19 protein-coding genes and 1 pseudogene are annotated in these 20,745 nt (G+C 70.3%); 13 read left to right on the top strand and 7 right to left on the bottom strand.

The genetic code is table 11. The annotated features are described in order from the left end of the window. From Q8O14_10470 to Q8O14_10440, 7 genes are all read right to left on the bottom strand, one after another. Positions 1–1,656, bottom strand: a 1,656-nt coding sequence (locus Q8O14_10470; GenBank protein ID MDP2361162.1) for a hypothetical protein, incomplete at its 3' end; no start/stop codon positions are given. 1 nt (position 1,657) lies between these two features. After that, positions 1,658–3,337 carry a hypothetical protein gene (locus Q8O14_10465; protein ID MDP2361161.1) on the bottom strand — a complete coding sequence of 560 codons (1,680 nt, stop codon included), beginning with the start codon at positions 3,335–3,337 and terminating at the stop codon, positions 1,658–1,660. After that, positions 3,334–4,686: an NAD(P)-binding domain-containing protein gene (locus Q8O14_10460; protein MDP2361160.1), complete on the bottom strand. Its 1,353-nt coding sequence runs from the start codon at positions 4,684–4,686 to the stop codon at positions 3,334–3,336. The genes Q8O14_10465 and Q8O14_10460 overlap by 4 nt, the downstream gene beginning before the upstream one ends. Then, on the bottom strand, positions 4,683–5,543 hold the full coding sequence (locus tag Q8O14_10455) for a hypothetical protein (protein MDP2361159.1): 861 nt from the start codon (positions 5,541–5,543) through the stop codon (positions 4,683–4,685). The genes Q8O14_10460 and Q8O14_10455 overlap by 4 nt, the downstream gene beginning before the upstream one ends. Beyond that, entirely contained in the window at positions 5,527–6,429 is a 903-nt protein-coding gene (locus Q8O14_10450; protein MDP2361158.1) for a glycosyltransferase family 2 protein, read from the bottom strand. The genes Q8O14_10455 and Q8O14_10450 overlap by 17 nt, the downstream gene beginning before the upstream one ends. Further along, the gene (locus Q8O14_10445) at positions 6,426–8,069 is read right to left on the bottom strand and encodes a glycosyltransferase family 39 protein (protein ID MDP2361157.1); all 1,644 of its coding nucleotides are present in this window, start codon (positions 8,067–8,069) and stop codon (positions 6,426–6,428) included. The genes Q8O14_10450 and Q8O14_10445 overlap by 4 nt, the downstream gene beginning before the upstream one ends. Then, positions 8,066–8,674, bottom strand: a complete 609-nt coding sequence (locus Q8O14_10440; protein ID MDP2361156.1) for a lipid-A-disaccharide synthase N-terminal domain-containing protein — start codon at positions 8,672–8,674, stop codon at positions 8,066–8,068. The genes Q8O14_10445 and Q8O14_10440 overlap by 4 nt, the downstream gene beginning before the upstream one ends. A 105-nt stretch (positions 8,675–8,779) precedes the next feature. On the opposite strand from Q8O14_10440, the gene Q8O14_10435 reads away from it, so the two are divergent. The 13 genes and pseudogenes from Q8O14_10435 to Q8O14_10375 all read left to right on the top strand — a co-directional run. After that, positions 8,780–9,367 (top strand): helix-turn-helix transcriptional regulator, encoded by a 588-nt coding sequence (locus tag Q8O14_10435; GenBank protein ID MDP2361155.1) that lies wholly within the window; start codon positions 8,780–8,782, stop codon positions 9,365–9,367. After that, positions 9,360–10,373 (top strand): CorA family divalent cation transporter, encoded by a 1,014-nt coding sequence (locus tag Q8O14_10430; protein MDP2361154.1) that lies wholly within the window; start codon positions 9,360–9,362, stop codon positions 10,371–10,373. Before Q8O14_10435 ends, Q8O14_10430 begins: the two co-directional genes overlap by 8 nt. Beyond that, positions 10,370–11,083 (top strand): carbonic anhydrase, encoded by a 714-nt coding sequence (locus Q8O14_10425; GenBank protein ID MDP2361153.1) that lies wholly within the window; start codon positions 10,370–10,372, stop codon positions 11,081–11,083. The genes Q8O14_10430 and Q8O14_10425 overlap by 4 nt, the downstream gene beginning before the upstream one ends. After that, positions 11,080–11,298: a heavy metal-associated domain-containing protein gene (locus tag Q8O14_10420; protein MDP2361152.1), complete on the top strand. Its 219-nt coding sequence runs from the start codon at positions 11,080–11,082 to the stop codon at positions 11,296–11,298. Before Q8O14_10425 ends, Q8O14_10420 begins: the two co-directional genes overlap by 4 nt. Next, the gene (locus tag Q8O14_10415) at positions 11,291–11,902 is read left to right on the top strand and encodes a flavin reductase family protein (protein MDP2361151.1); all 612 of its coding nucleotides are present in this window, start codon (positions 11,291–11,293) and stop codon (positions 11,900–11,902) included. The genes Q8O14_10420 and Q8O14_10415 overlap by 8 nt, the downstream gene beginning before the upstream one ends. A 137-nt stretch (positions 11,903–12,039) precedes the next feature. Beyond that, entirely contained in the window at positions 12,040–12,651 is a 612-nt protein-coding gene (locus tag Q8O14_10410) for a superoxide dismutase (protein MDP2361150.1), read from the top strand. 282 nt (positions 12,652–12,933) lie between these two features. After that, entirely contained in the window at positions 12,934–13,278 is a 345-nt protein-coding gene (locus Q8O14_10405) for a DMT family protein (GenBank protein ID MDP2361149.1), read from the top strand. Between the two features lie 309 nt (positions 13,279–13,587). Continuing rightward, complete coding sequence (locus Q8O14_10400) at positions 13,588–14,949, top strand: dihydroorotase (protein MDP2361148.1); 1,362 nt, start codon at positions 13,588–13,590, stop codon at positions 14,947–14,949. A 134-nt stretch (positions 14,950–15,083) separates the two neighbouring features. Further along, positions 15,084–17,465: a CotH kinase family protein gene (locus Q8O14_10395; protein MDP2361147.1), complete on the top strand. Its 2,382-nt coding sequence runs from the start codon at positions 15,084–15,086 to the stop codon at positions 17,463–17,465. Positions 17,466–17,638: 173 nt separating this feature from the next. Further along, positions 17,639–17,965: pseudogene (locus Q8O14_10390) on the top strand (cyclic nucleotide-binding domain-containing protein). A 72-nt stretch (positions 17,966–18,037) separates the two neighbouring features. Then, positions 18,038–19,513 carry an aspartate ammonia-lyase gene (gene aspA / locus Q8O14_10385; protein ID MDP2361146.1) on the top strand — a complete coding sequence of 492 codons (1,476 nt, stop codon included), beginning with the start codon at positions 18,038–18,040 and terminating at the stop codon, positions 19,511–19,513. A 103-nt stretch (positions 19,514–19,616) separates the two neighbouring features. Then, positions 19,617–20,210, top strand: coding sequence for a CDP-diacylglycerol--glycerol-3-phosphate 3-phosphatidyltransferase (gene pgsA, locus Q8O14_10380; GenBank protein MDP2361145.1), 594 nt, complete (start codon positions 19,617–19,619; stop codon positions 20,208–20,210). Further along, positions 20,207–20,745, top strand: a 539-nt coding sequence (locus tag Q8O14_10375) for an HAD-IIB family hydrolase (protein ID MDP2361144.1), incomplete at its 3' end; no start/stop codon positions are given. The genes pgsA and Q8O14_10375, both read left to right, overlap by 4 nt.

Below are 20,745 nucleotides of genomic sequence, written 5' to 3'. Positions count from 1 at the left end.
GTGGCAGGTGGCGCAGTCCTGGGAGAACTGGTTGGCGGCGTGGTCGGGATTGGTCGCCTGCTGGTAGTCCGGCTCGTGGCAGGCCCAGCAGGCCCCGTCGAGCTCCGTGTACTGGCCGCCCACGTGGCAGGCCGCGCAGCTGACGGCGACGTGGGCGCCGGTGAGCGGGAAGTCCGTCAGGTCGTGGTCGAAGGTGGCCGGCTGCCAGGCGGCCGTGCTGTGGCAGGTGGCGCAGTCCTGGGAGAACTGGTTGTCGGCGTGGTCGGGATGGGTCGCCTGCTGGTAGTCCGGCTCGTGGCAGGCCCAACAGGCGGCCGGCAGGTCGACGAAGCGTCCGTTTGTGTGGCAGTCCGCGCAGTTGACCGCGAGGTGGGCCCCACTCAGGGCGAAGTCCGTCAGGTCGTGATCCAGGGTGGAGGGGGACCAGGCCGTCTGGTTGTGGCAACCCGTGCAGTCCTGCGGAAAGAGGTTGGCCTCGTGGGCCGGATCGGTTGTCTCCACGAAGCTTGCCTGATGGCAGGAGAAGCAGTCCGTGGGCGTCATCGTGAAGTTTCCGCCCAGGTGGCAATCCACGCAGAAGACCGCGACATGCGCATCCAGCAGAGGGAAGTCCGTCGCCTGGTGGTCGAAGCCGACGCCCTGCCAGGACTCCCTCGTGTGACACAGCGCGCAATCCAGCGGGTAGCCCGGCGCCTGATGCGCAGGTTCGCCGGCGGCCTGGTAGTCAGCCAGATGGCAGGTCGCGCAGAGGCTGCTGGTTCCCGCGTACTGCTGGCCGACATGGCACCGGGCACAGGAGAGCGCCCCGTGGGCGCCGTCCAGCTCATAGCCGGTGGCGGCGGCGTGGCTGTAGGCGGATGGGCGCCAGCCCTGCTCGTCGTGGCAGACGGCGCAACCCTGGCTGAAGCCGGCCGCCACGTGGCGGGGATCGGCGGAAGCCTGCCAGGCCGCTGCATGGCAACCGGCGCAGTGGGCGGGCGCCAGGTCGAAGCGTCCGCCCTCGTGGCAGGAGACGCAGCTGGCGGCGGCGTGCCGGCCCAGCAGGGGAAAGGCGTCGTGCTGGAAACCACCGGGGGTGGCCCAGCGCGCCGTGCTGTGACACTGGGCGCAGTTCGTGCCCAGGCCGCCCTCCCCATGGACCGGCCTCGCGGTGGCGAGGTAGTCGCCCGCGTGGCAGGCCGCGCACTCCAGCGGGGCGCCGGCGAACTGCCCGGCGCCGCTGCCGGGATGGCAGGCCCGGCAGTCCAGGCCGCGGTGGGCGCCCGTGAGCGGGAAGAGGCTGCGCTCGTGGCGCCGCTCCAGCAGGGTGCGATCGAACCAGCGGGCCGGGCTGTGGCACCCGCCGCAGTCCGGGCCCAGCGCTCCCTGGTGGAGATCCAGATGGCAGTCGGCACAGGCGCCCGGCGTGTCGCGGAAGCGCAGGTCGAGATGGCAGGCGGCGCAGGCGACCTCCCGATGGCGGCCCGCCAGCGGCCAGGAACTGTCGCGGTCATGGTTGAACTCCGCCTCGCTCCGCAGGGACCAGCCCGTCGTGGCGTGACAGGCCCCGCAGGCGATGGTGAGAGGTCCGTGCGGGCTGACGAGGGCGCCCCAGGTCGGCCTCGGGCCGCCGCACAGCGCCAGCAGCAGCGTCAGCAGGATCAGCCAGTTGCCCATCTCAACTCCCTCCCGCGCCGGGGCCGTGGCAATCCTCGCAGCGGATGCCCAGCGGCCGGTAACGGATGAAGTGTCCCTCGGCGTCCTGCTCCGGGCGGTGGCAGGCGGCGCAGGCCAGGTCGCGGTGGCGGCCGTCGAGGGGGAAGCGGCTCTCGTCGTGGGAGAAGCGGGTCTCCCGCCACCCTGTGCTCTGGTGGCAGGAGGCGCAGTCGGGGCCCCGCTCCGCCGTCGCGAACTGGGCGCGATGGGGGTCGGCATGGCAGCCGGCGCAATCCCGGCTGAGCCCCTTGAGCGGAACCCGGATGGGATCCGTCACCGCGCCCACCCGGTGGCAGGCGCCGCACTCCACCGCGGCATGTCGGCCCCTCAGCCGGAACTCCGTCCGCTCATGATCGAAGGAGCGGCCTCTCCATTCTTTCAGTCCGTGGCAGTGGCGGCACCCGTCCTCCCCCATCCAGGGCCGGGCCTCCCCTCCGTGCGGGTCGCCGTGGCAGTCGGCGCAGGCCTGCCCGGAGAAAGCGCGTCCGCCCAGGTCGTAGCGGACGGGAGCGGCCGCCGCCGGGCGGGTGTGGCAATCGTCGCAGGCCACGGCCAGATGAGCGTCTTCGAGGGGGGCGCGACTCTCCTGGTGGCGGGCCAGGCCGAAACGGGAGGGCCGGAATCGCTCCGTGTCGTGGCAGTCGGCACAGGCCTGTGCGCGTCCTGTCCGGCTGAACTGGCCGCCGTGCGGATCCTGGTGGCAGGCGGAGCACTCCGGGAAGGGCGGACGCCGACGGGCGGGCTCGGCGCCCTTGTGACAGTCGGCGCAGGCCACCTGGCGGTGGGCGCCGGTGAGTGGATAGCGGGTCCGCCCGTGGTCGAAGCTGCCGCTGCGGATCTGGAAGGACTCGGTGCTGTGACAGCCGCCGCAATCCGGACCCAGCCGGTCCTCGTGAGGATCGCGGTGGCAGTCGGTGCAGCGGGCAGAAGCCAGGGGCTTGAAGCGGGCCGCCCCGGCCGCAGGCGCATCATCGACCACGAAGCGGCCCTCGGCGGGTCGCGGCAGCTCGGGCTTGTGGCAGGCGGCGCAGCGCGTCGTGGCGTGGGCGCCGGTGAGGGGGAAGCGCGTGGCATCGTGGTCGAAGCGCGCCGGAGTCCAGGCGCGGGCGTCGTGGCAGGTGGCGCAGTCGGAGCCCAGCTGGCCCTGGTGCTCGTCCCGGTGGCAGGCCAGGCAGTCGCGCGCCTGACCCAGGTAGCTGCGCGCCGGATTGAGGTCCCTGGCCGCGGCCAGGACAGGATCCATCAACTCCCACCGATGGCAGGCGCGGCAGTCCGTCCCGGCATGGGCGCCCTCCAGCTTCCAACCGGCCTCGGCGTGGTCGAAGCCCGCCTCGCCCTTCTCCCAGTGGATCAACTGGAAGTCCCGCCCATGGTGGTCGCTGTGGCAGGAGACGCAGGCGGCCTGTCGCACGCGGCGGGAGGCATGGAAACCCCGGCCCTCCCGGATGCGCGCCGCCAGCGTGGTGTGGCAGGCCAGGCAGCGGGCGCCGTCCACCGGCTTCCCCAGTTCGTGACAGGATGTGCACTTGCCCAGGCCTTCCAACTGCTGGTGGGGGAGGGCCAACTTGCCCGGCGAGAGCTGCGCCGCGGCGGCCAGGGGCAGCAGCCAGGCAAGCAGGAAGAGCCAGGGGCAAGGTTTCACGCGGCATCCCCCCGCCGCACCTGACGGCCGAAGTGGGTGTCGATGACCACGCCCGCCTGCCGCAGGAGCCCGGTGGGCAACTCGCCGCCGATCTGCACAAGGACCAGGCCCGCGGGCAGGAGCGTCGTCGCGCCGCCACCGGCGATCTCCAGCCCGGAGGCCTGGACCCGCACCGGCAGGGAGTCCAGGTGGACGCGGATCCGGCCCGCGGCGGCGGCTTCGCGCAGGGCGTCCTGGTTGGGCAACCGCGCCCGCACGAAGGATCCGCCGCGGTGCACAAGGTCCACCGAGGCCGCTCCCGCCGCCGCCAGGCGTAGCGCCCCCTCGATCGCCGAGTCGCCGCCGCCCGCCACCACGCAAGCCAGGCCGGCGAACTGCTCCGGATCGCGCAGTTGGTACTGCACGATGCCCTGCTCCTCACCGGGCACGCCCAGGCGACGAGGGGTCCCCCGGCGGCCGATGGCCAGCAGCACACGACGGGCGCGCCACACCGCCGTGCCGCCGTCGGCCCGCCTCGTCCCCAGATGGAAGCCGTCCGCCTCCGCCCGCACCTGGACCACCTGCTCACCGCAATGCAGGGTCGGGCGGCGTCGGTCCAGCGTGGCGGCGAGGAGTTCCAACAGCTCCTCCTTGCCGATCTCCCGACGCCGCAGAGGCTCCTCGCCGGGCAAACACATGGGCTGGGTCATCACCAGCTTGCGGCGAGGGTAGTGCAGGATGGTGCCGCCCGGCGAGTCCTGCTCGACCACAACCGCCCGCAGTCCGTCCAGCTGGGCCTGCAGCGCGGCGGCGAGACCGGCCGGGCCGGCTCCCACCACGAGCAGATCATGCTGCTCCGGGTCCGTGGCGGGCTGGCCGCGCAGCGAGGCGGCGATGGCCGTCGCAGCCTGCGTCCCCTGATTCACCGCGTTGCGGATGAGGCCCATGCCGCCCAGCTCGCCGGCGATGTAAAGGCCGGGCACGTTGGTCTCGTAGGTGGGGCGCACCCGGGGCAGTTCCACGCCGCGCCGCGCCGTGCCGAAGACAAGGTCGATCGCCTCCACCGGGCAGGAGGCCTCGCAGGCCCCATGGCCCACGCAGGCGGAGGCGTTGATGAGGACGGCCTTGTTGTCCACCAGCCCGATGACGTGGTGCTCGGGGCAGGCCCGGACGCAGGCGCCGCTTCCCACACAGCGCCCCGGATCGATGCGCGGATGGAGGCTGGCCGGCTCCGTCAGGCCGCGGACCTGGGCCTCCGCCAGGCGGGTCCTCATCACCCGGTTGCGCCGTTCCTCCCTCCGCAGATAGAAGAAGATGACGGCCGCGCAGAGGAGGCCGCTGGCCAGGTAGAGGGCAAGTTCGCCGGTCACGGCGCCACCGGCGGCGGGGCGCCGTGCTGGGTGGTGAAGAGCAGGGCGACCACCACGTGGATGATCATGAAGAGGATCATGATGGCGGCGAAGGGGCGGTGGAAGACATGCCAGTGGTGCAGCAGGCGGCGGGCCAGGTCCAGGGCCACCCGCCGGCGGCGCAGCAGTTCCAGGCGGCGCAGGGTGCCCAGGACATGGGTCGGAGCGGCCAGGCCGGCGGCCGCCAGCTCCCGCCGCCAGCGCCGTCGCCTCAGGGGCCAGGCCAGGTCCAGGGCCAACCAGGAGGAGAGGCCCCCGGCCGGATGGTCCACTTCGCGGCGCAGCGCAAGGGGCAGGCCGGCGGCGTCCAGATCCGCCTCCAGGGCCGCCTGGCGGGTCTGGAGAGAGCCCGCATCCAGTTCCACGCCCTCCTCGTCCCGCGGGATTTGTCCGTAGAGGTAGCGGCCCAGCGCGCCCGAGACGGCCACCAGGACCATCGACCAGTAGGAGAAGGCGACCAGTCCGCCCACCTTGAAGGCGGAGTGGAGGACGATGAGGAGCGGCCCGGTGACGCCCATCCAGATGTGGATGTCCAACCAGGTGCGGAGGGATCCGGCGCGGGCCAGCCGCTTCCATCTCTTGCGCACCACGTAGAGGAGAAGGATCAGGATGAGGGCGGAGCCGGCCAGGCCGAAGAGGTGGCCCAGGCTGCCGCCGGAGGTGAGGCGGGCATAGTCGGGGTGGCGCGGCCGGGCCGTCGCCGCAAGCCGGTAGTAGTCCCAGCCCGAGGCCAGCCACCCGGCCACCGCGGCCAGGGTGATGGCGTAAAGGACGGCCAGCAGGGGCCGGCGCAGGCGATGATCAGCTTTGCCGGTCACGCTCCCCTTTCTCAGCAGCCCGTCGGACTTGGCCACCTCGCGGTCGACATCGCCCCTGCCGGTCCCATTCGACGCTGATTTCGTGCGAGCACATGCCATTGGGCGACGCGAAATCCCCACCGACTGGCCCTCGACATGGGCGTGACTGCCATCGCAGGTCCACCTCCGACAGGCTGTCTGTGGCGACCCGCCACGTGGCAAATCGGCTCTTCAGCCACATCACGCCGAAGGTGTCGAGGATGCCCACCCACAGGCGGTTGCCCACCCCGTACTTGGAGAGGCCCTGACGACGGGGCCGATGTTCCACCTCCAGTTCCGCCAGGCGCCAACCGTCCAGTCGCACCAGGGTCGGCAGGAAGCGGTGCATGCCCCGGAAGGGCGGCAAGGTACGAACGCAGTCGCGACGAAAGACACGGATCGAGCAGCCTACATCCATTATCCGCTCGCCGGTCAGGGCGTTGCGCCACCCGTTGGCGATGCGCGAGGAGAGGCGACGCCGCCAGGTGCCGCGGCGCACGGCGCGACGGCCGTTGACCATGTCCGCGCCGGACTCCCGCCCATGGGCGATGAGGCGTGGCAGGTCGGCGGGGTCGTTCTGGCCGTCCCCATCCAGGGTCCCCAGCAGGGAGCCCAGCGCTTCATGGATTCCCGCCAGCAGGGCGGCGCTCTGGCCGGCGTTGCGCTCCAGGCCGATGAGGCGATGCCGTCCCTCACGGCGAATCTGGTCGCGCAGCGCATCGCGGGTGTCGTCCGTTGAACCGTCGTCCACCCAGATGCACTCCCATTCCAGACCGGCCAGTGCCCCTTCGATCTCCAGGGCGAGCGGCCCCACGCTGGCCTCCTCGTTGTAGACCGGAACAATCAGGCTGTATTCGGGCACCTTCATGGCGTGGTCCCTTTCCCTGTCAAGTTGTCGGTTTCGCGGGTGGCGACCGGCTGCTCCAAGCGCACCAGCAGCCAGGTGCGGACCCGTGAGGGCAGAAAGGGATCGTGGACGGCGTGGCGCAGCCGGACTCGATGCGGTCGGGCCAGCGGCTCCAGATCCCCGGCCTGGCAGAGCAGCCAGGCCGCGCCGGGCGCCAGGCGATCCAGATCTTCTTCGCTACGGGCGGGCGGGACCGGGCGGCCCAGATAGAAGGAGGTGGAGTAGCGATCGTTTCTCCAATTGATCAGGGGGAGCGGCTCCTCCGTCAGTTCGGCGCAGGACTGATAGAAGTGGCGGGGACTGCGGTAGGCGTCCACGGCGCGCAGCGGCCCCCCCGCTCCCGCGGCCAAGGCCAGCAAAAGACCTGCCGCCACCTGTTGCAGGCCGGTGACCCCACTTTGCCGCCAGAGCCAGACCGAGGCGACGGCACCCAAGGCCGCGGAAGCCAGTACCAGCGGCGTGGCTTCCAGGCCACCCCGCGTCAATAGCACCAGGGCGGCGGCCGCGGCCAGGAGAGGCAAGGCCGCGCCCAGGACACGCAGCAGGGTTTCGCGCCCCCGCGCCCAGCGTCCCGCCGCCGAGGCGGCCACGGGGAGCAGGGCGGCGGCGGGGGCAAGGGAGAGCAGGTAATGGGTGCGCTTGCTGGCGGCCAGGCTGAGCAGGAGCAGGCCCAGGCCCAGCCAGACGAGGGGGATGCGTCCGATGCGGTCCCGCCACACGCCGCGATCCAGGAAGAGCAGGGCGGGCAGCAAGGCGGCCAGCCGCGGCAAGTAGTACCACCAGGCCTCCCGATGCACCTGGAAATCCGCATCCGCCAGGCGGGCCACGCTTTTCCCCACCCACGTATTCAAGGCTTCGGGCAGGCGGGCCATCACCAGGATGAACCAGGGCAAAACCAGCATGGCCTGAAGGAGCAGGATCACCAGCACATCGTTCCGGCCCAGGCGTCGGCGCTCCACAGGGAGCCCGCGCTCGAAGGCCAGGATGCCGAAGAGCGGGAAGAGCCAACCCAGCGGCCCCTTCGTCAGGAAACCCGCCGCCAGGAAGAAGCCGGGCAGGAGACGGACCACCCGTGGCCGGGGCATGCCGCGGGGCGGCAAGCGCAGGACCGCCGCGACGGCGGCAAGGCCGAAACAGAGCAGGAGAGGCTCTGTCTCCGCGTTGAGGCCCATCCCGATGACCAGGGGCAGGCCCAGGAGCGCCACGGCCCCCAGATCCCCATCGGCCTGACCAGGTCCACGGGCTTTGCGAAGCTCGCGCGCATAGGAGCGCCCCAGGCTAAGCATGGCCAGCCAGCTGCCCAGGGTGGCCACAAGGGCGGGCAGCCGGGCGGCCCAGTCTGAGACGCCGAACAAGCCCATGGACACGGCGCTGCTCCAGTAAAGGAGAGGCGGCTTGGTGACGAAGGGTTCGCCCAGCAGGGTTGGCACCAGCCAATGGCCGTCCTGGAGCGTCTCCCGGGCCACCTCGGCCCGCCGGGCCTCGCCGTGGGCACCCCAGAATCCCTTGTTGAGGGAGACGGCGAGCAGGGCCAGGAACAGCAGGAGCAGCCAGATGCGGGAAGCTGGGTTGATGCAGATGTGTTGTCCGGGTCTGATCATTTGGAGGCCAGGGCGCGGACCCGGTGCTGGAGACTGATGTTCCGGACATAGGTCATAAGACCCACGCCCTGCCCTGCGGCAATGACAGGGTCATGACGCCAGGCGGCGTATGCAAGCAACAGGATGGAACCCACCAGGCTGGTCCACCAGAACAGGGGAGGAAGCTCGACGATGGCATGGCGCTCGGCGCTCCACCATTGCAGGGGAAAACGGGTTAGAAAGATGAACTGCCCCAGCCATCCCACCAGCATCCTGGGAGAGTGGTCCTGGTGCAAGGACTGCATCATCGCGGTCAGGTGGGCCATGGTCAGGACGGTCAGGGCCAGGCCCAGGATCCTTGGACCAAGGCGCGGCCTCTCCCTGTGGGATGCCAGGTGGAGGTTGCGCAGGTAGATGGCCAGATTGACAGCCTGCCCGAGGATGATGACCGGATCATGCCGCAAGGTCGCGTAGGCAAGAAGCGCGATGGCCCCCAGGATGGAGAGTATCCAGAAACCATCGGGCACGATGCTGCGTCCCGCCCGCTCCGACCTCAGCCACTGCAAGAGGGAGCGCCCGAAATAGGCACCCTGACCGAACCAGCCGATGGCGAACATCCAGTGCATGCGCTTCCTGTCAATCTGGCGGACAACCTATGGCGGAGTGGCCCTCTGCGCAATGCGTCATATGCGCGATTTCCCTACTTTCCCCATGACAATCCAGGACATCGCATGAAGCTCATGTTTCACCTGGCCGAGCGCAGAGGACTGCTTGCCGGGTATCTGGCCCTGGTCAGCCTCTTCCTGATTGTGGATCCCCTGCTCGATCTGCGCGGCGGCGAAGGCCTGACCCATGTGCTGACCGAGGGGGTGATGGCGCTCATCACCCTGGCCGGCGTGTTGGCCATCCTGTGGGACATGCGGCAGGAGCGCCGCCATCGGTGGCAGCTGGAGACGCGGCTGCGCGACGCCCGCGGCGACGTGGCCCATTGGCGCAGCGAGGCCCAGGGCCTGCTCGCCGGACTGGGCCAGGCCATCGACCGCCAGTTCCAGCGTTGGGGCCTTACCCCGGCCGAACGGGATGTGGGCGTGCTGCTGCTCAAGGGCTTGAGCCACAAACAGGTGGCCCAGGTGCGGGACACGAGCGAGCGCACCGTGCGCCAGCAAGCCCGGGAGGTGTATCGCAAAGCCCAGGTGGGGGGACGGGCGGAACTGTCGGCCTGGTTCCTTGAGGATCTCCTGTTGCCGGAGTCGGCCCAGGCGCACCGGCTGGCAGAGCCGACGGTGCCGGAGGACCCGGGCGGGGGCGGCCATGACTGACCTGACGGCCTCAGCCGTCCCCGACGAGGGCCAAGCGGCGCAGAGTGCCTTCCATGTACGTGTCCGTGGCGGCAGTGGTCCGGATCTGCCCTGGCTTCCCGCCCCGGATGACCAGGAGGCGGACGGCTACTTCTGGGTGCACCTGAAGCGCGGCGCCCCGGACACGGCCGGCTACCTCGGCGCGGCGGGACTCGACCCTGTCGCCCGCGAGGCGCTCCTGGCCGGCGAAACCCGGCCGCGCTGGCTGGTGCTGGAGTCCGGCCTTCTGGTCGTGCTGCGCGGGGTCAATCTCAATCCGGGGGCCGAGCCCGAGGACATGGTCGCCTTGCGCTTGTGGATCGAGCCGCGGCGCGTCATCACCGTGGAGGGCCGGCCGGTGCGGGCCGTGGACGACCTGCGGTCCGCCCTGGCGGACGGACGGGGACCACGGGATGCGGGGGACTTCCTGGCCGCGGTGACCCGCCTGCTGCTGAATCGGATGAATCCGGTGCTGGACGAGCTGGAGGAGGAGGGCGACAAGTTGGAGGAGGACGTGCTGCGTCAGCCCAAACCGGGCTTGCGCCAGCGGGTGGGACAGCACCGCCGGCAATGCATCCAGCTGCGGCGGCACCTGGCCCCCATGCGCGAGGTGGTGGCCGCCCTCGCCCTGGATGCCGACGCTCCCCTGGCGCCGCCGGTCCGCCGGCACCTGCACGAATCGGCGGACCGCCTCGTCCGCATCGTGGAGGATCTGGACACCCTGCGCGACCGCGCCGCGGTCACCCATGACGAGCTGGGAGCCGCCCTGGGCGACCAGATCAACACGACCATGTACCGCCTCTCCCTCATCGCCGCCATCTTCCTGCCCTTGAGCCTGCTCACCAGCCTGCTGGGGATCAATGTGGCGGGCATCCCCTGGGCCGGGCAGCCCTGGGCCTTCCTCGCTGTCTGCCTGGTCCTGGCCGGCCTGGGCATCCTGGGCAGCCTCATTCTCTACATCCGCTATTGGAAAAGGGGGCGCGCATGAGCCGGCAAGCCGCTGTTGGCGCCGGGTCCGATCATCCGGGCTTGGCCGGCATCCTGGCTGGCAACCGCCAGTGGGCCGCCCGCCTGCGATCCCGCGACCCGGACTTCTTCCAGCGTCTGGTGGACCAGCAGTCGCCGCGCTGGATGTGGATCGGCTGCAGCGACTCGCGGGTGCCCGCCAACGAGATCATGGGCCTGGCCCCGGGGGAGGTCTTCGTCCACCGCAACGTGGCCAACCTGGTGCAGATGGGGGATCTCAATTGCCTCGCCGCGCTCCAGTACGCGGTGGAGGCGCTGCGGGTCGAGCATATCATCGTCTGCGGCCACGGCAACTGCGGCGGCGTGCGGGCGGCGCTGGAGGAGACGGCCCACGGCCTTATCGATTACTGGATCTGGGACATCCGCCAGACCCGCGAGCGCCACCGGGAGGGCCTCGCCGCTTTGGCGCCGGAGGCGCAGACGGAGGCCCTCTGCGAACTGAACGTGCTGGAGCAAGTGGCCCACCTGGCCCAGTCCAAGATCCTGCGCGGCGCCTGGGGACGCAGCTGGCCGGTCCAGGTGCATGGCCTCTTCTATCATCTGGAGGACGGCCTGCTGCGCGACCTGGGAGCCAGCCTGGGCGCCACCGGCGATCACGGGGAGATTCTTCAAGGCGCCGTGCGCGCCTGCCTGGCCGTGCGGGGCGCGGAAGCGGAGGAGAGCGGCCCATGATGGAACTGACCCTGCGCGTGGCCGGCATGACCTGCCCCAACTGCGCCGGACACGTGCAACGAGCCGTGGAGGCCCTGGCGGAGGGGCTGCAGGCCAAGGTCCACCTGGAGCAGGGCCTGGTCGTGGTGAGCGCCGCCCGCCTGCCGGAGGAGGCGACCCTGGCCCGGGCCATCACCCAGGCCGGCTTCCGGTTCGAGGGGCGGATGGATGCCTGAGCCGCGCCACCGGGCGCTGGACCTGGGCGCCTGCTCCCCGGCGGCGGCCTACCATCTGCTGACCGCCCTCGTCCTGCCCCGCCCCATCGCCTGGATCACCACCCTGAACGAGGACGGGAGCGTCAACCTGGCGCCCTTCTCCTTCTTCAACGTGGTGTGCGCCGATCCGCCCATGATGATGGTGAGCATCGGCCGGCGGGAGGGCGTCCCCAAGGACACGGCGCGCAACCTGCGCGCCCGGCCCGACTTCGTCGTCAACCTGCCCGCCGCCGATCAGGCGGACCTCGTCCAGGCTTCCGCCGCTGATCTCCCTTACGGCGAAAGCGAGCTGAGCGCTCTGGGGCTGGCCACCCTGCCCGCCCGACTGGTGGCGCCCCCCCGCCTGGCCGACACGCCCACCCAGCTGGAATGCCGCGTCGAGCAGTGGCTGGAGCTGGGCCGGGGACCGGTCGACCTCATTCTGGGCCGCATCCTCGAGGCCCACACCCTGACGGAGGCCCTGGACGAGCGGGGACGCCCCCGGGCGGAGGCGCTCCGCCCCCTCGCCCGCCTGTCTTCCGGCCACTTCGCCACCCTCGGCCCCTCCTTCAAGACCTCCCGCTGAAGTTGGCGGATGAGACCAGCCGGCGCCCTCAATTTGCCCTCATTTGATTTGTTCTTCCGGCCAAACTTTGATAGGATTGCTACCGAAACGGCTCGCCCGTGAGCCGCTGTAGCCAACCCATCAACAGGAGCGCTTGCATGTTCACCCTGCCTGATCTGTCGTATGATTTCAACGCCCTGGAGCCGACCATCGACGGCCGGACCATGGAGATCCATCACGGCAAGCATCATGCCGCCTATGTGACCAACCTGAACAACGCGTTGGAGGCGGCGGGGGCGGCGGTGTCCGGCAGGAATCTGGACGACCTGCTGGGGGGATTGGAGCAGGTGCCGGAAGCGCAGCGGGCGGCCGTGCGCAACAACGGCGGCGGTCATTGGAACCACAGCCTCTTCTGGCGGCTGATGAAAAAGGGCGGCGACGGATCGGTCAGCCCCGAGCTGGCGGCCGCCCTCGAGCGCGACCTGGGCGGCATGTCCGCCTTCCGCGAGGCCTTCACCAAGGCGGGCCTCACCCGCTTCGGGAGCGGCTGGGCCTGGCTGGTGACGCAGGGTGGGCGGCTCAAGGTGCTGAGCACGCCCAACCAGGACAATCCCCTGATGGACGGCAGCGGCACGCCCCTGCTCGCCCTGGATGTCTGGGAGCACGCCTACTACCTGAACTATCAGAACCGGCGTCCCGACTACATCGAAAACTGGTGGCAAGTGGTTGACTGGTCGGAGGTGTCGCGCCTCCACCGGGCAACCCTCTAGGTTCCTCCTGTCTGGCGCGGGCCGTGTCGCGACGGTCCGCGCATCTTGTCTCTTTGCTGGTGCGGAGCGGGCCGCCTGCGGGCGGCCCGCTCACGTATCCCGGACGCGCACGTCCAAGCGGACCAAAGCTCACAGGCATTCGCGCACGATCGACGGGCGCCGACCGAGCGGGCCTGTTTTCTACCTTGGCCCCGTCCTTGTCTGGCGGTTGACCCTGACGGGGACCGGCTGCGTGTCGGAACGGCCAGGATAGCAGGGGAGCAGGACCGCGCCTAGAACCATGTGCTGCGCACCGTAGGACTGCTGGGGCTGAGCAACGTCTTCATGACCTTCGCCTGGTACGCCCATTTGAAGACCCTCAGCCACCGGCCCTGGATCATCGCGGCGCTGGTCAGCTGGGGCATTGCCCTCTTCGAGTATTTGCTGCAAGTGCCAGCCAACCGCATCGGCTACCAGGTGTTCAACGTGGGCCAGCTCAAGATCCTGCAGGAAGTGATCACCCTGGCCGTCTTCGTGCCCTTCTCAATCTGGTACCTGAAGGAGCAGCCGCGCCTGGATTACCTGTGGGCGGCCCTCTGCATCCTGGGCGCCACCTTCTTCATCTTCCGCCAGAAACTGATGGCGTGAGGGAATTCGACGGCATTGGGCTTGGTGTTGCCCTGGTGTTGCCCTGGTGTTGCCCTGGTGTTGCCCTGGTGTTGCCCTGGTGTTGCCCTGGTGTTGCCCTGGTGTTGCCCTGGTGTTGCCCTGGTGTTGCCCTGGTGCTCCCCTGGTGTTGCCCTGGTGTTGCCCTGGTGTTGCCCTGGCGTTGCCCTGGTGCTCCCCTGGTGTTGCCCTGGTACTCCCCCGGTGCCGTCCTGGCACATCCGGGAGTCTCCCGCTCCCGCCCTGTCCTCATTCCTACCTTGGACCATCAATCATCCGGGAGCAGGCAAAATGGACATCCACGCCGGCGGGTGCTGGGTCCTGCGCAGCAGGCAGGTGTGGTGCGAGGGCGGCCTGCGGCCCCTGGAGATCCAGGTGGCGCAGGGACGTGTCGAAGCCGTGCGGGAGTGGGGCGGCGGCCCGGCCCTGCCGGCCCCGGCCGTGCTCGACCTGGGCGAGCGCTGGGTGCTGCCCGGCATGATCGACACCCAGGTCCACTTCCGGGAGCCGGGCTTTCCCGACAAGGAGGACCTGGAGAGCGGCAGCCGCGCCGCCGTGGCGGGCGGGATGACGGCCTTCCTCGAGATGCCCAACACGCGACCCCTCACCACCACGGCCGAGACCCTGGCCGACAAGGTGGCCCGCGCCACGGACCGCTGCTGGTGTGATTTCGGCTTCTTCATGGGCGCCTCCCGGGAGAACCTGGAGCAGTTGGCGGAGCTGGAGCGCCTGCCCGGCTGCTGCGGCGTGAAGATCTTCATGGGCTCCTCGACGGGCTCCCTGCTTCTGCCCGACGACGCCAGCCTGCGCCGGGCGCTGGCCAACGGCCGCTCGCGGGTCTCGGTCCACGCCGAGGACGAGGAGCGCCTGCGGGAGCTGAAGCAGGCGCATGCCGGCGCCGACCATCCGCGCTGGCACCCTGTCCTGCGCGACGTCGAGGCCGCCTGTCGCGCCACGGCGCGTCTGCTGGCCCTGGCGGCGGAGAGCGGCCGCGCCGTCCACCTTCTGCACCTCAACTGCGCCGAGGAGATGGCCCTCCTGCGCGCCCTGCCGCCAGGTGTGCTGGGCGGGCGCGTGACGGCGGAGGTCACCCCCCAGCACTTGCTGCTGGCGGCGCCCGCCTGTTACGAGGAGCTGGGCAGCCGCGCCCAGATGAATCCCCCCATCCGCGCCGAGGAACATCGCGCCGCGCTCTGGCAGGCCTTCCTCGACGGGGTGATCCAGGTGCTGGGCTCCGACCACGCCCCCCACACCGCCCGGCAGAAGGCGGGCGCCTATCCGGCCACGCCCAGCGGCATGCCCGGCACCGAGACGATGCTGCCCCTGCTCGTGGACCAGGTGCTGGCCGGCCGCCTGCCCCTGGCCCGGGTGGTGGCGGCCCTGGCCGAGGAGCCGGCGCGGGCCTTCGGCATCGAGGGGAAGGGCGTGATCGCGCCGGGCGCGCGCGCCGATTTAACCGTGGTCGATCCGTTGACGGAGTGGACGGTGGACGAGGCGACCCTGCAGAGCCGCTGCGGCTGGAGCCCTTTCCACGGCCGCCGGCTGCGCGGACGCGTCTCCCACACGATCATCAGGGGACGGCTGGTCTACGCCGAGGGCGCCCTGCGGGGGCCGCCCCAGGGCCGGGCCCTGGCCTTCGCCCACAGCACCTGAAACCGGCGCGCGGGCCGGAAACAATCCCCCTGTCTTCCCGTTACAGATTGTGCTCGGCGCGTCCCGCTGTCCTCCCTGCGCTGACACGACTCGTCGGGATGCCGAGCGAGGGATCAACCAGCGGGAGATTCTCCATGATCGTCTGCCACGCCTTGTTGGCCGGGATGTCCATCCTGGCCGCCGTGCTGCCCGCCGCGGGCGCCCTGCACCCGGCCGACCATCCCCTCTTCGCCGGCGACGCCGTGCACGAGATCCACCTCGACTTTGCGCAGACCGACTGGTGGGAGCAGCTCACCCACAACTTCGAGGACTTCGACGATCCGCCCTATCTTGCCGCCGCCTTCAGCTGGAATGGCGTGGCGCTGGACTCCATCGGCGTCCGCTTCAAGGGCAACAGCAGCTACTGGGGCTACTACGGGCAGAAGAAATCCTTCAAGCTGGATCTGGACGAGTTTGTCGCCGGGCAGGAGTTGGCCGGCCTGGACAAGCTGAACCTCAACAACTGCTACCTCGACCCCAGCTTCGTGCGGGAGAAGAGCGCCTACGAGCTGTGCCGGGCGGCGGGCCTGGCCGTCCCCCGCGCCAACCACGCCGCCCTCTTCATCAACGGGCGGTACTGGGGCCTCTATCTGCTGGTGGAGCAGGTGGACCAGGAATTCATCGAGAGCCGCTGGGGCGGATCCGAGGACGGCAACCTGTGGAAGGGGGATCCCGGCGGCAGCCTGGTCTACCTGGGCCCCGATGAGACCTCGTACCACCCCCATTACGAGTTGAAGACCAACGAGGGGGAGAATGACTGGTCGGCCCTGGTGGATCTGGCCGCCACCCTCAACAACACGCCCCCGGGCGCTCTGCGGGACAGCCTGCACAACCGCGCCGATCTCAACTCGGCGTTGGCCATGCTGGCCGTGGACAACCTGGCGGCCAACCTGGACAGCTATCCGGGCAGCGGGCACAACTACTACCTCTACCACCGGGACCTGGACGGCCGCTTCGTCTTCACCACCTGGGACATGAATGAGGCCTGGGGTGTCTTCAACATGGGCCTGTCGCTGCAGCAGCTACGCCAGCTGAACCCCCACTGGCTGCCGCCCGCCCAGCCGCGACCCCTGGCCGCCCGCCTTTGGCAGGTGCCGGAGCTGGACCAGGCCTACCTGGGGCACCTGCGCCGGTTGATGGCCGGCGCCGCGCACCCCGACACCCTCCTGGGGCGGATGGAGGCCCTGCGCGAGCTGATCCGGCCCTGGGCCCTGGCCGACACCCTGATGATGTTCAGCCCCGCCCAGTTCGAGGCGGCCCTCGACGCCGACCTCACCGCGCCCGGCGGGCCGCCGCCCGGACGCCTCATCCCCGGCCTGCGCGCCTTCATCAACGCCCGGCACAGCTGGCTGACCCAGCAGATCGGGGCCTGGACTCCCCCCGCCGGCCTGGTCATCAACGAGTTGATGGCCTCCAACACCAGCACGGTGGCCGACGAGGCGGGCGACTACGACGACTGGATCGAGGTCCTCAACCGCGGCGACACTCCCCTGGATTTGGCCGGTGTGGGGCTGAGCGACCATTGGGAGGGCGAGGCCGACTTCGTCTTCCCCGCCCTGGTGCTGCCCCCGGGTGGGCGGGTGCTGGTCTGGGCCGACGAGGAGCCGGGGGAGGGGCCTTTACACGCTGGCTTCAAGCTGGACGCCGACGGGGAGGATCTCTACCTGGTCCAGGGCGGCAGCATCATCGATGAAGCGAGCTGGATCGCCCTGTCCCGCGACCTGGCCTGGGGCCGCTGGCCGGACGGTGGCGGATCGTGGCAAAGGCTGAGCCTGGCCACGCCGGGAGAAGCCAATCAGAACCCCGCGGGAGCCGAGTTGCCCGTGTTGTTCATCAACGAGTTCGTCGCCCGCAACCAGACCGGTTTCCAAGACGAGACGGGAGCCCGGGAGGACTGGCTGGAGCTCTTCAATCCGGGACCCGCCCTCGTGGATCTGGGCGGCCTCTTCCTGACCGACGACCTGGCCAACAGCACCAAATGGATGCTGCCGGACACCCTGCTGCCCGGCGGCGCCTTCCTGCTCGTCTGGTGCGACGAGGATCCCCAGGACGGGCCGCTGCACACCAACTTCAAGCTGGGCGCCAGCGGGGAGGAGATTGGCCTCTTCGGCCGTCTGGACCAGGGCAACGGCTTGATCGACAGCCGCGTCTTCGGACCCCAGACGACCGACCAGAGCGAGGGCCGCCTGCCCGACGGGGGCGCGCTCTGGACCGCCTTTCCCCATCCCAGTCCCGGCGCCACCAACTTGGCCGCCCTCAGCGGGCTGACCATCCAGCACCAGCCCGCCGCGGGGCAGCTCCACCTCAGCTGGACGCCCGCCCCGGGTCCGCCCGCCGCCTATCGGATCTACGGCGCCCCGCGCCCCGACCTGCCCTTTCCGCAGGCCTGGAGCCTGCTGGGCGAAGCGGCGGCGCCGGCCTGGAGCACCTCCCTGCCCGGCCCGCTGCTCTTCTACCGGGTGACCGCCCTCTACTGACCAAGGTCGGGACAGGCCGCCCCACCGCCCATCCGTCCCGGGAGCCTGGTGCCCGGCGGGCGGCGTCGCCTTTGATAGATTGCCCAGGTCCGAAAAGCTGCCAAGCGCCAAGGCCGGGATCGCCCCTCCGCACTGGTGGGAGCAGGAGGCGCCGGACAAGTGGGGGCAATCGCATGATCGAAATACTCAGCCGCAACGAGATCTTCCAGGTGCTGACGGCGGAGGAGGCGGCCAGCCTGGCCGAGCTGCTGCAGGAGGAGCGTCCCCAGGCCGGGGAGGTGGTCTTCCGACAGGGCGAGCGGCGGCGGCGGCTGATCCTGGTCCAGAGCGGCGCCGTGCGCGTCAGCGAGCGGGCCGGAGCCGGGGAGCAGGTGCTGGTCACCTACCATGCCGGCCACTTCCTGGGCGAGGCGGCCCTGCTGGACGACAGCCCCCACAGCACCACGGCGGTGGCGGCGGTGGACTGCGTGCTGCTCACCCTGGAACGCGACACCCTGCTGCGCTTCCTGGAAGGCCGGCCCGCCCTGGCCGCCCGTCTGCTGGGCCAGGTGGCGCGCGTCGTCTTCGGGCGGATGAAGCGGGGCCTGCGCGGTGGCGCCGGCCAGTACCGCACGGGCGCCACCCGCCTGGAGCACGACCTGCTGGGCGAGCGGGAGGTGCCACGGGACGCCTACTACGGGGTGCAGACCTTGCGCGCCCTGGAGAACTTCGACATCACGGGCATCCCCCTCCACCATTTCCCCAGCTTCATCCGCGCCCTGGCCATGGTGAAGAAGGCCGCCGCCCAGGCCAACACCCGGCTGGGCCTGCTGCCCGAGGACCTGTCGCGGGCCATCCAGCTGGCCTGCGACGAGATCGTCGACGGCCAGTTCCACAACCAGTTCGTGGTGGACATGATCCAGGGCGGGGCGGGCACCAGCACCAACATGAACGCCAACGAGGTGATCGCCAACCGCGCCCTGGAGATCCTGGGCGAGGAGATGGGCACTTACGGCCGCCTCCATCCCAACGACCACGTCAACTTGTCGCAAAGCACCAACGACGCCTACCCCACCGCCATCCACCTGGCCATGCTGCTCAGCGTGCAGCCCCTCGTGACGGAGATGGAGGAGCTGGTGGACGCCCTGCGCGAGAAGGCCCGCGCCTTCACCCGCGTCATCAAGATGGGCCGCACCCAGCTCCAGGACGCCGTGCCCATGACCCTGGGCCAGGAGTTCGCCGCCTGGGCCCAGAGCGTGGAGGAGGACATCGACCGCCTCAAGGAGAACACGCGCCTCTTCCTCGAGATCAACCTGGGCGGCACGGCCATCGGCACCGGCATCTGCGCCGATCCCGCCTATCCGCGGGAGGCGGTCAAGGCCCTGCGCCGCGTCTCGGGCTTCGAGTTCACCCTGGCCAAGGATCTGGTCGAGGCCTCCAGCGACACGGGCAGCCTCCTCATCTTCAGCGGCATCCTGCGCCGCATCGCCGTCAAGATCTCCAAGGTCTGCAACGACCTGCGCCTGCTTTCCAGCGGCCCCCGCTGCGGTTTCGGGGAGATCAACCTGCCCGCCCGCCAGCCGGGATCCTCCATCATGCCGGGCAAGGTCAACCCCGTCATCCCCGAGGTGGTGAACCAGGTGGCCTTCCAGGTCATCGGCCAGGACCTGACCGTGACCATGGCGGCCGAGGCCGGCCAGTTGGAGCTGAACGTGATGGAGCCCGTCATCGTCTTCAACCTCTTCCAGAGCATGGGCATGCTGGAGCGCGGTTTCCGCACCCTGCGCCGCTTCTGCGTGGAGGGCATCACGGCCAACGAGGAGCGCTGCCGCAGCCTGGTGGACAACTCCATCGGCGTGGTGACGGCCCTCCTGCCCTGGATCGGCTACTCGGCGGCGACCCAGGTGGCCCGCCGCGCCCTGGAGACGGGCATCCCCGTGCGGGAGATCGTGCTGGAGATGGATCTGCTCTCGCCGGCGGAGCTGGAGGACATCCTCCAGCCCGAGCGGATGGTGGCTCCCGTCCGCCTCTCCCTCGACCGGGGCGAGCGGCGGGAATCGGGCGCCTGAGGGGCGGGCGACCCACAGCGGGTTCCCTACCGCCGGGCCGCTCCGCGGTTGCGCCTGGACCTCGATTGTTCCACTTTTCGGCCGTCACACAAGGAATCCGCCCATGACGCTTGCCAACTGGCTGACCTTCGCACGGCTGCTGCTCAGCCCCGTCTTCGTGCTGGTCTTCATGCAGGACGGGCTGGGCGCCCGGGTGGCGGCCCTCGCCATCGTCATCGTCTCCGAGCTGACGGACGCCTTCGACGGACACTTGGCCCGCTCCCGCGGCGAGGTGACGGACTTCGGCAAGCTGCTCGATCCGCTGGCCGACTCCATCAGCCGCATGAGCGTGTTCATCGCCTTCCTCGCCGCCGGCCTCATCCCCTGGTGGATGGTGCTCATCTTCGTTTACCGGGACAGCCTGATCAGCACCATGCGCACCGTCTGCGCCTATCGCGGCGAGGTGGTGGCGGCCCGCACCAGCGGCAAGCTCAAGGCCATCATCCAGGCGACGGTGATCATCGCCATCCTGACGGGGCGCATCGCCAGCGCCCTCTTCCCCGCCCTGCTGCCCACGGCCCTGTTGAACGAGGTGGCCTGGTGGCTGGTCCTCGTCGCCGCCCTCTACACCCTCTACTCGCTCTACGAGTACGTGGCCGCCAACTGGGCCATCGTCTCCAGCGCGGGCCGCGCCCAGCCCGGAGCGCGCTCGGCGTGACGGAGCGGCTCAAGCCCCTGGCCGCTTGGCCGCGGGAATCGGCCCGCGCCCTGGCCGTGCTCTTCACCGACATCGACGACACCATCTCGAGCGGGGGCCGCATCACGGCGGAGGCCTACGCCGCCCTCTGGAAGGCACGCGAGGCCGGCCTGCGCGTGGTGCCGGTCACGGGGCGCCCGGCCGGCTGGTGCGACCACATCGCCCGCATGTGGCCCGTGGACGGCGTGATCGGGGAGAACGGCGGCCTGGTTTTCCGCCTGGAGGAGGGGCGCATGGCCCGCCACTTCCTCTACGACGGGGCGACCCGCGCCCGCTTCCGCGTCCGCCTGGAGGCGGTGCGGGAGGAGATCCTGCGCCGCGTGCCCGGCGCCGGCATCGCCAGCGACCAAGCCTACCGCGAGTACGACCTGGCCGTGGATTTCTGCGAGGACGTGCCCCGCCTGCCGCTGGAGGAGGCGCAGCGGATCAAGGCCATCTTCGAGGAGCACGGCGCCACGGCCAAGATCAGCTCCATCCACGTCAACGGCTGGTTCGG

The sequence above is a fragment of the bacterium genome (genome assembly GCA_030685015.1).
Lineage (GTDB): Bacteria > CAIWAD01 > CAIWAD01 > CAIWAD01 > CAIWAD01 > CAIWAD01.
The sequence above is the reverse complement of the archived record's forward strand: the minus strand, read 5'-3'. Positions and strand labels throughout refer to the sequence as shown.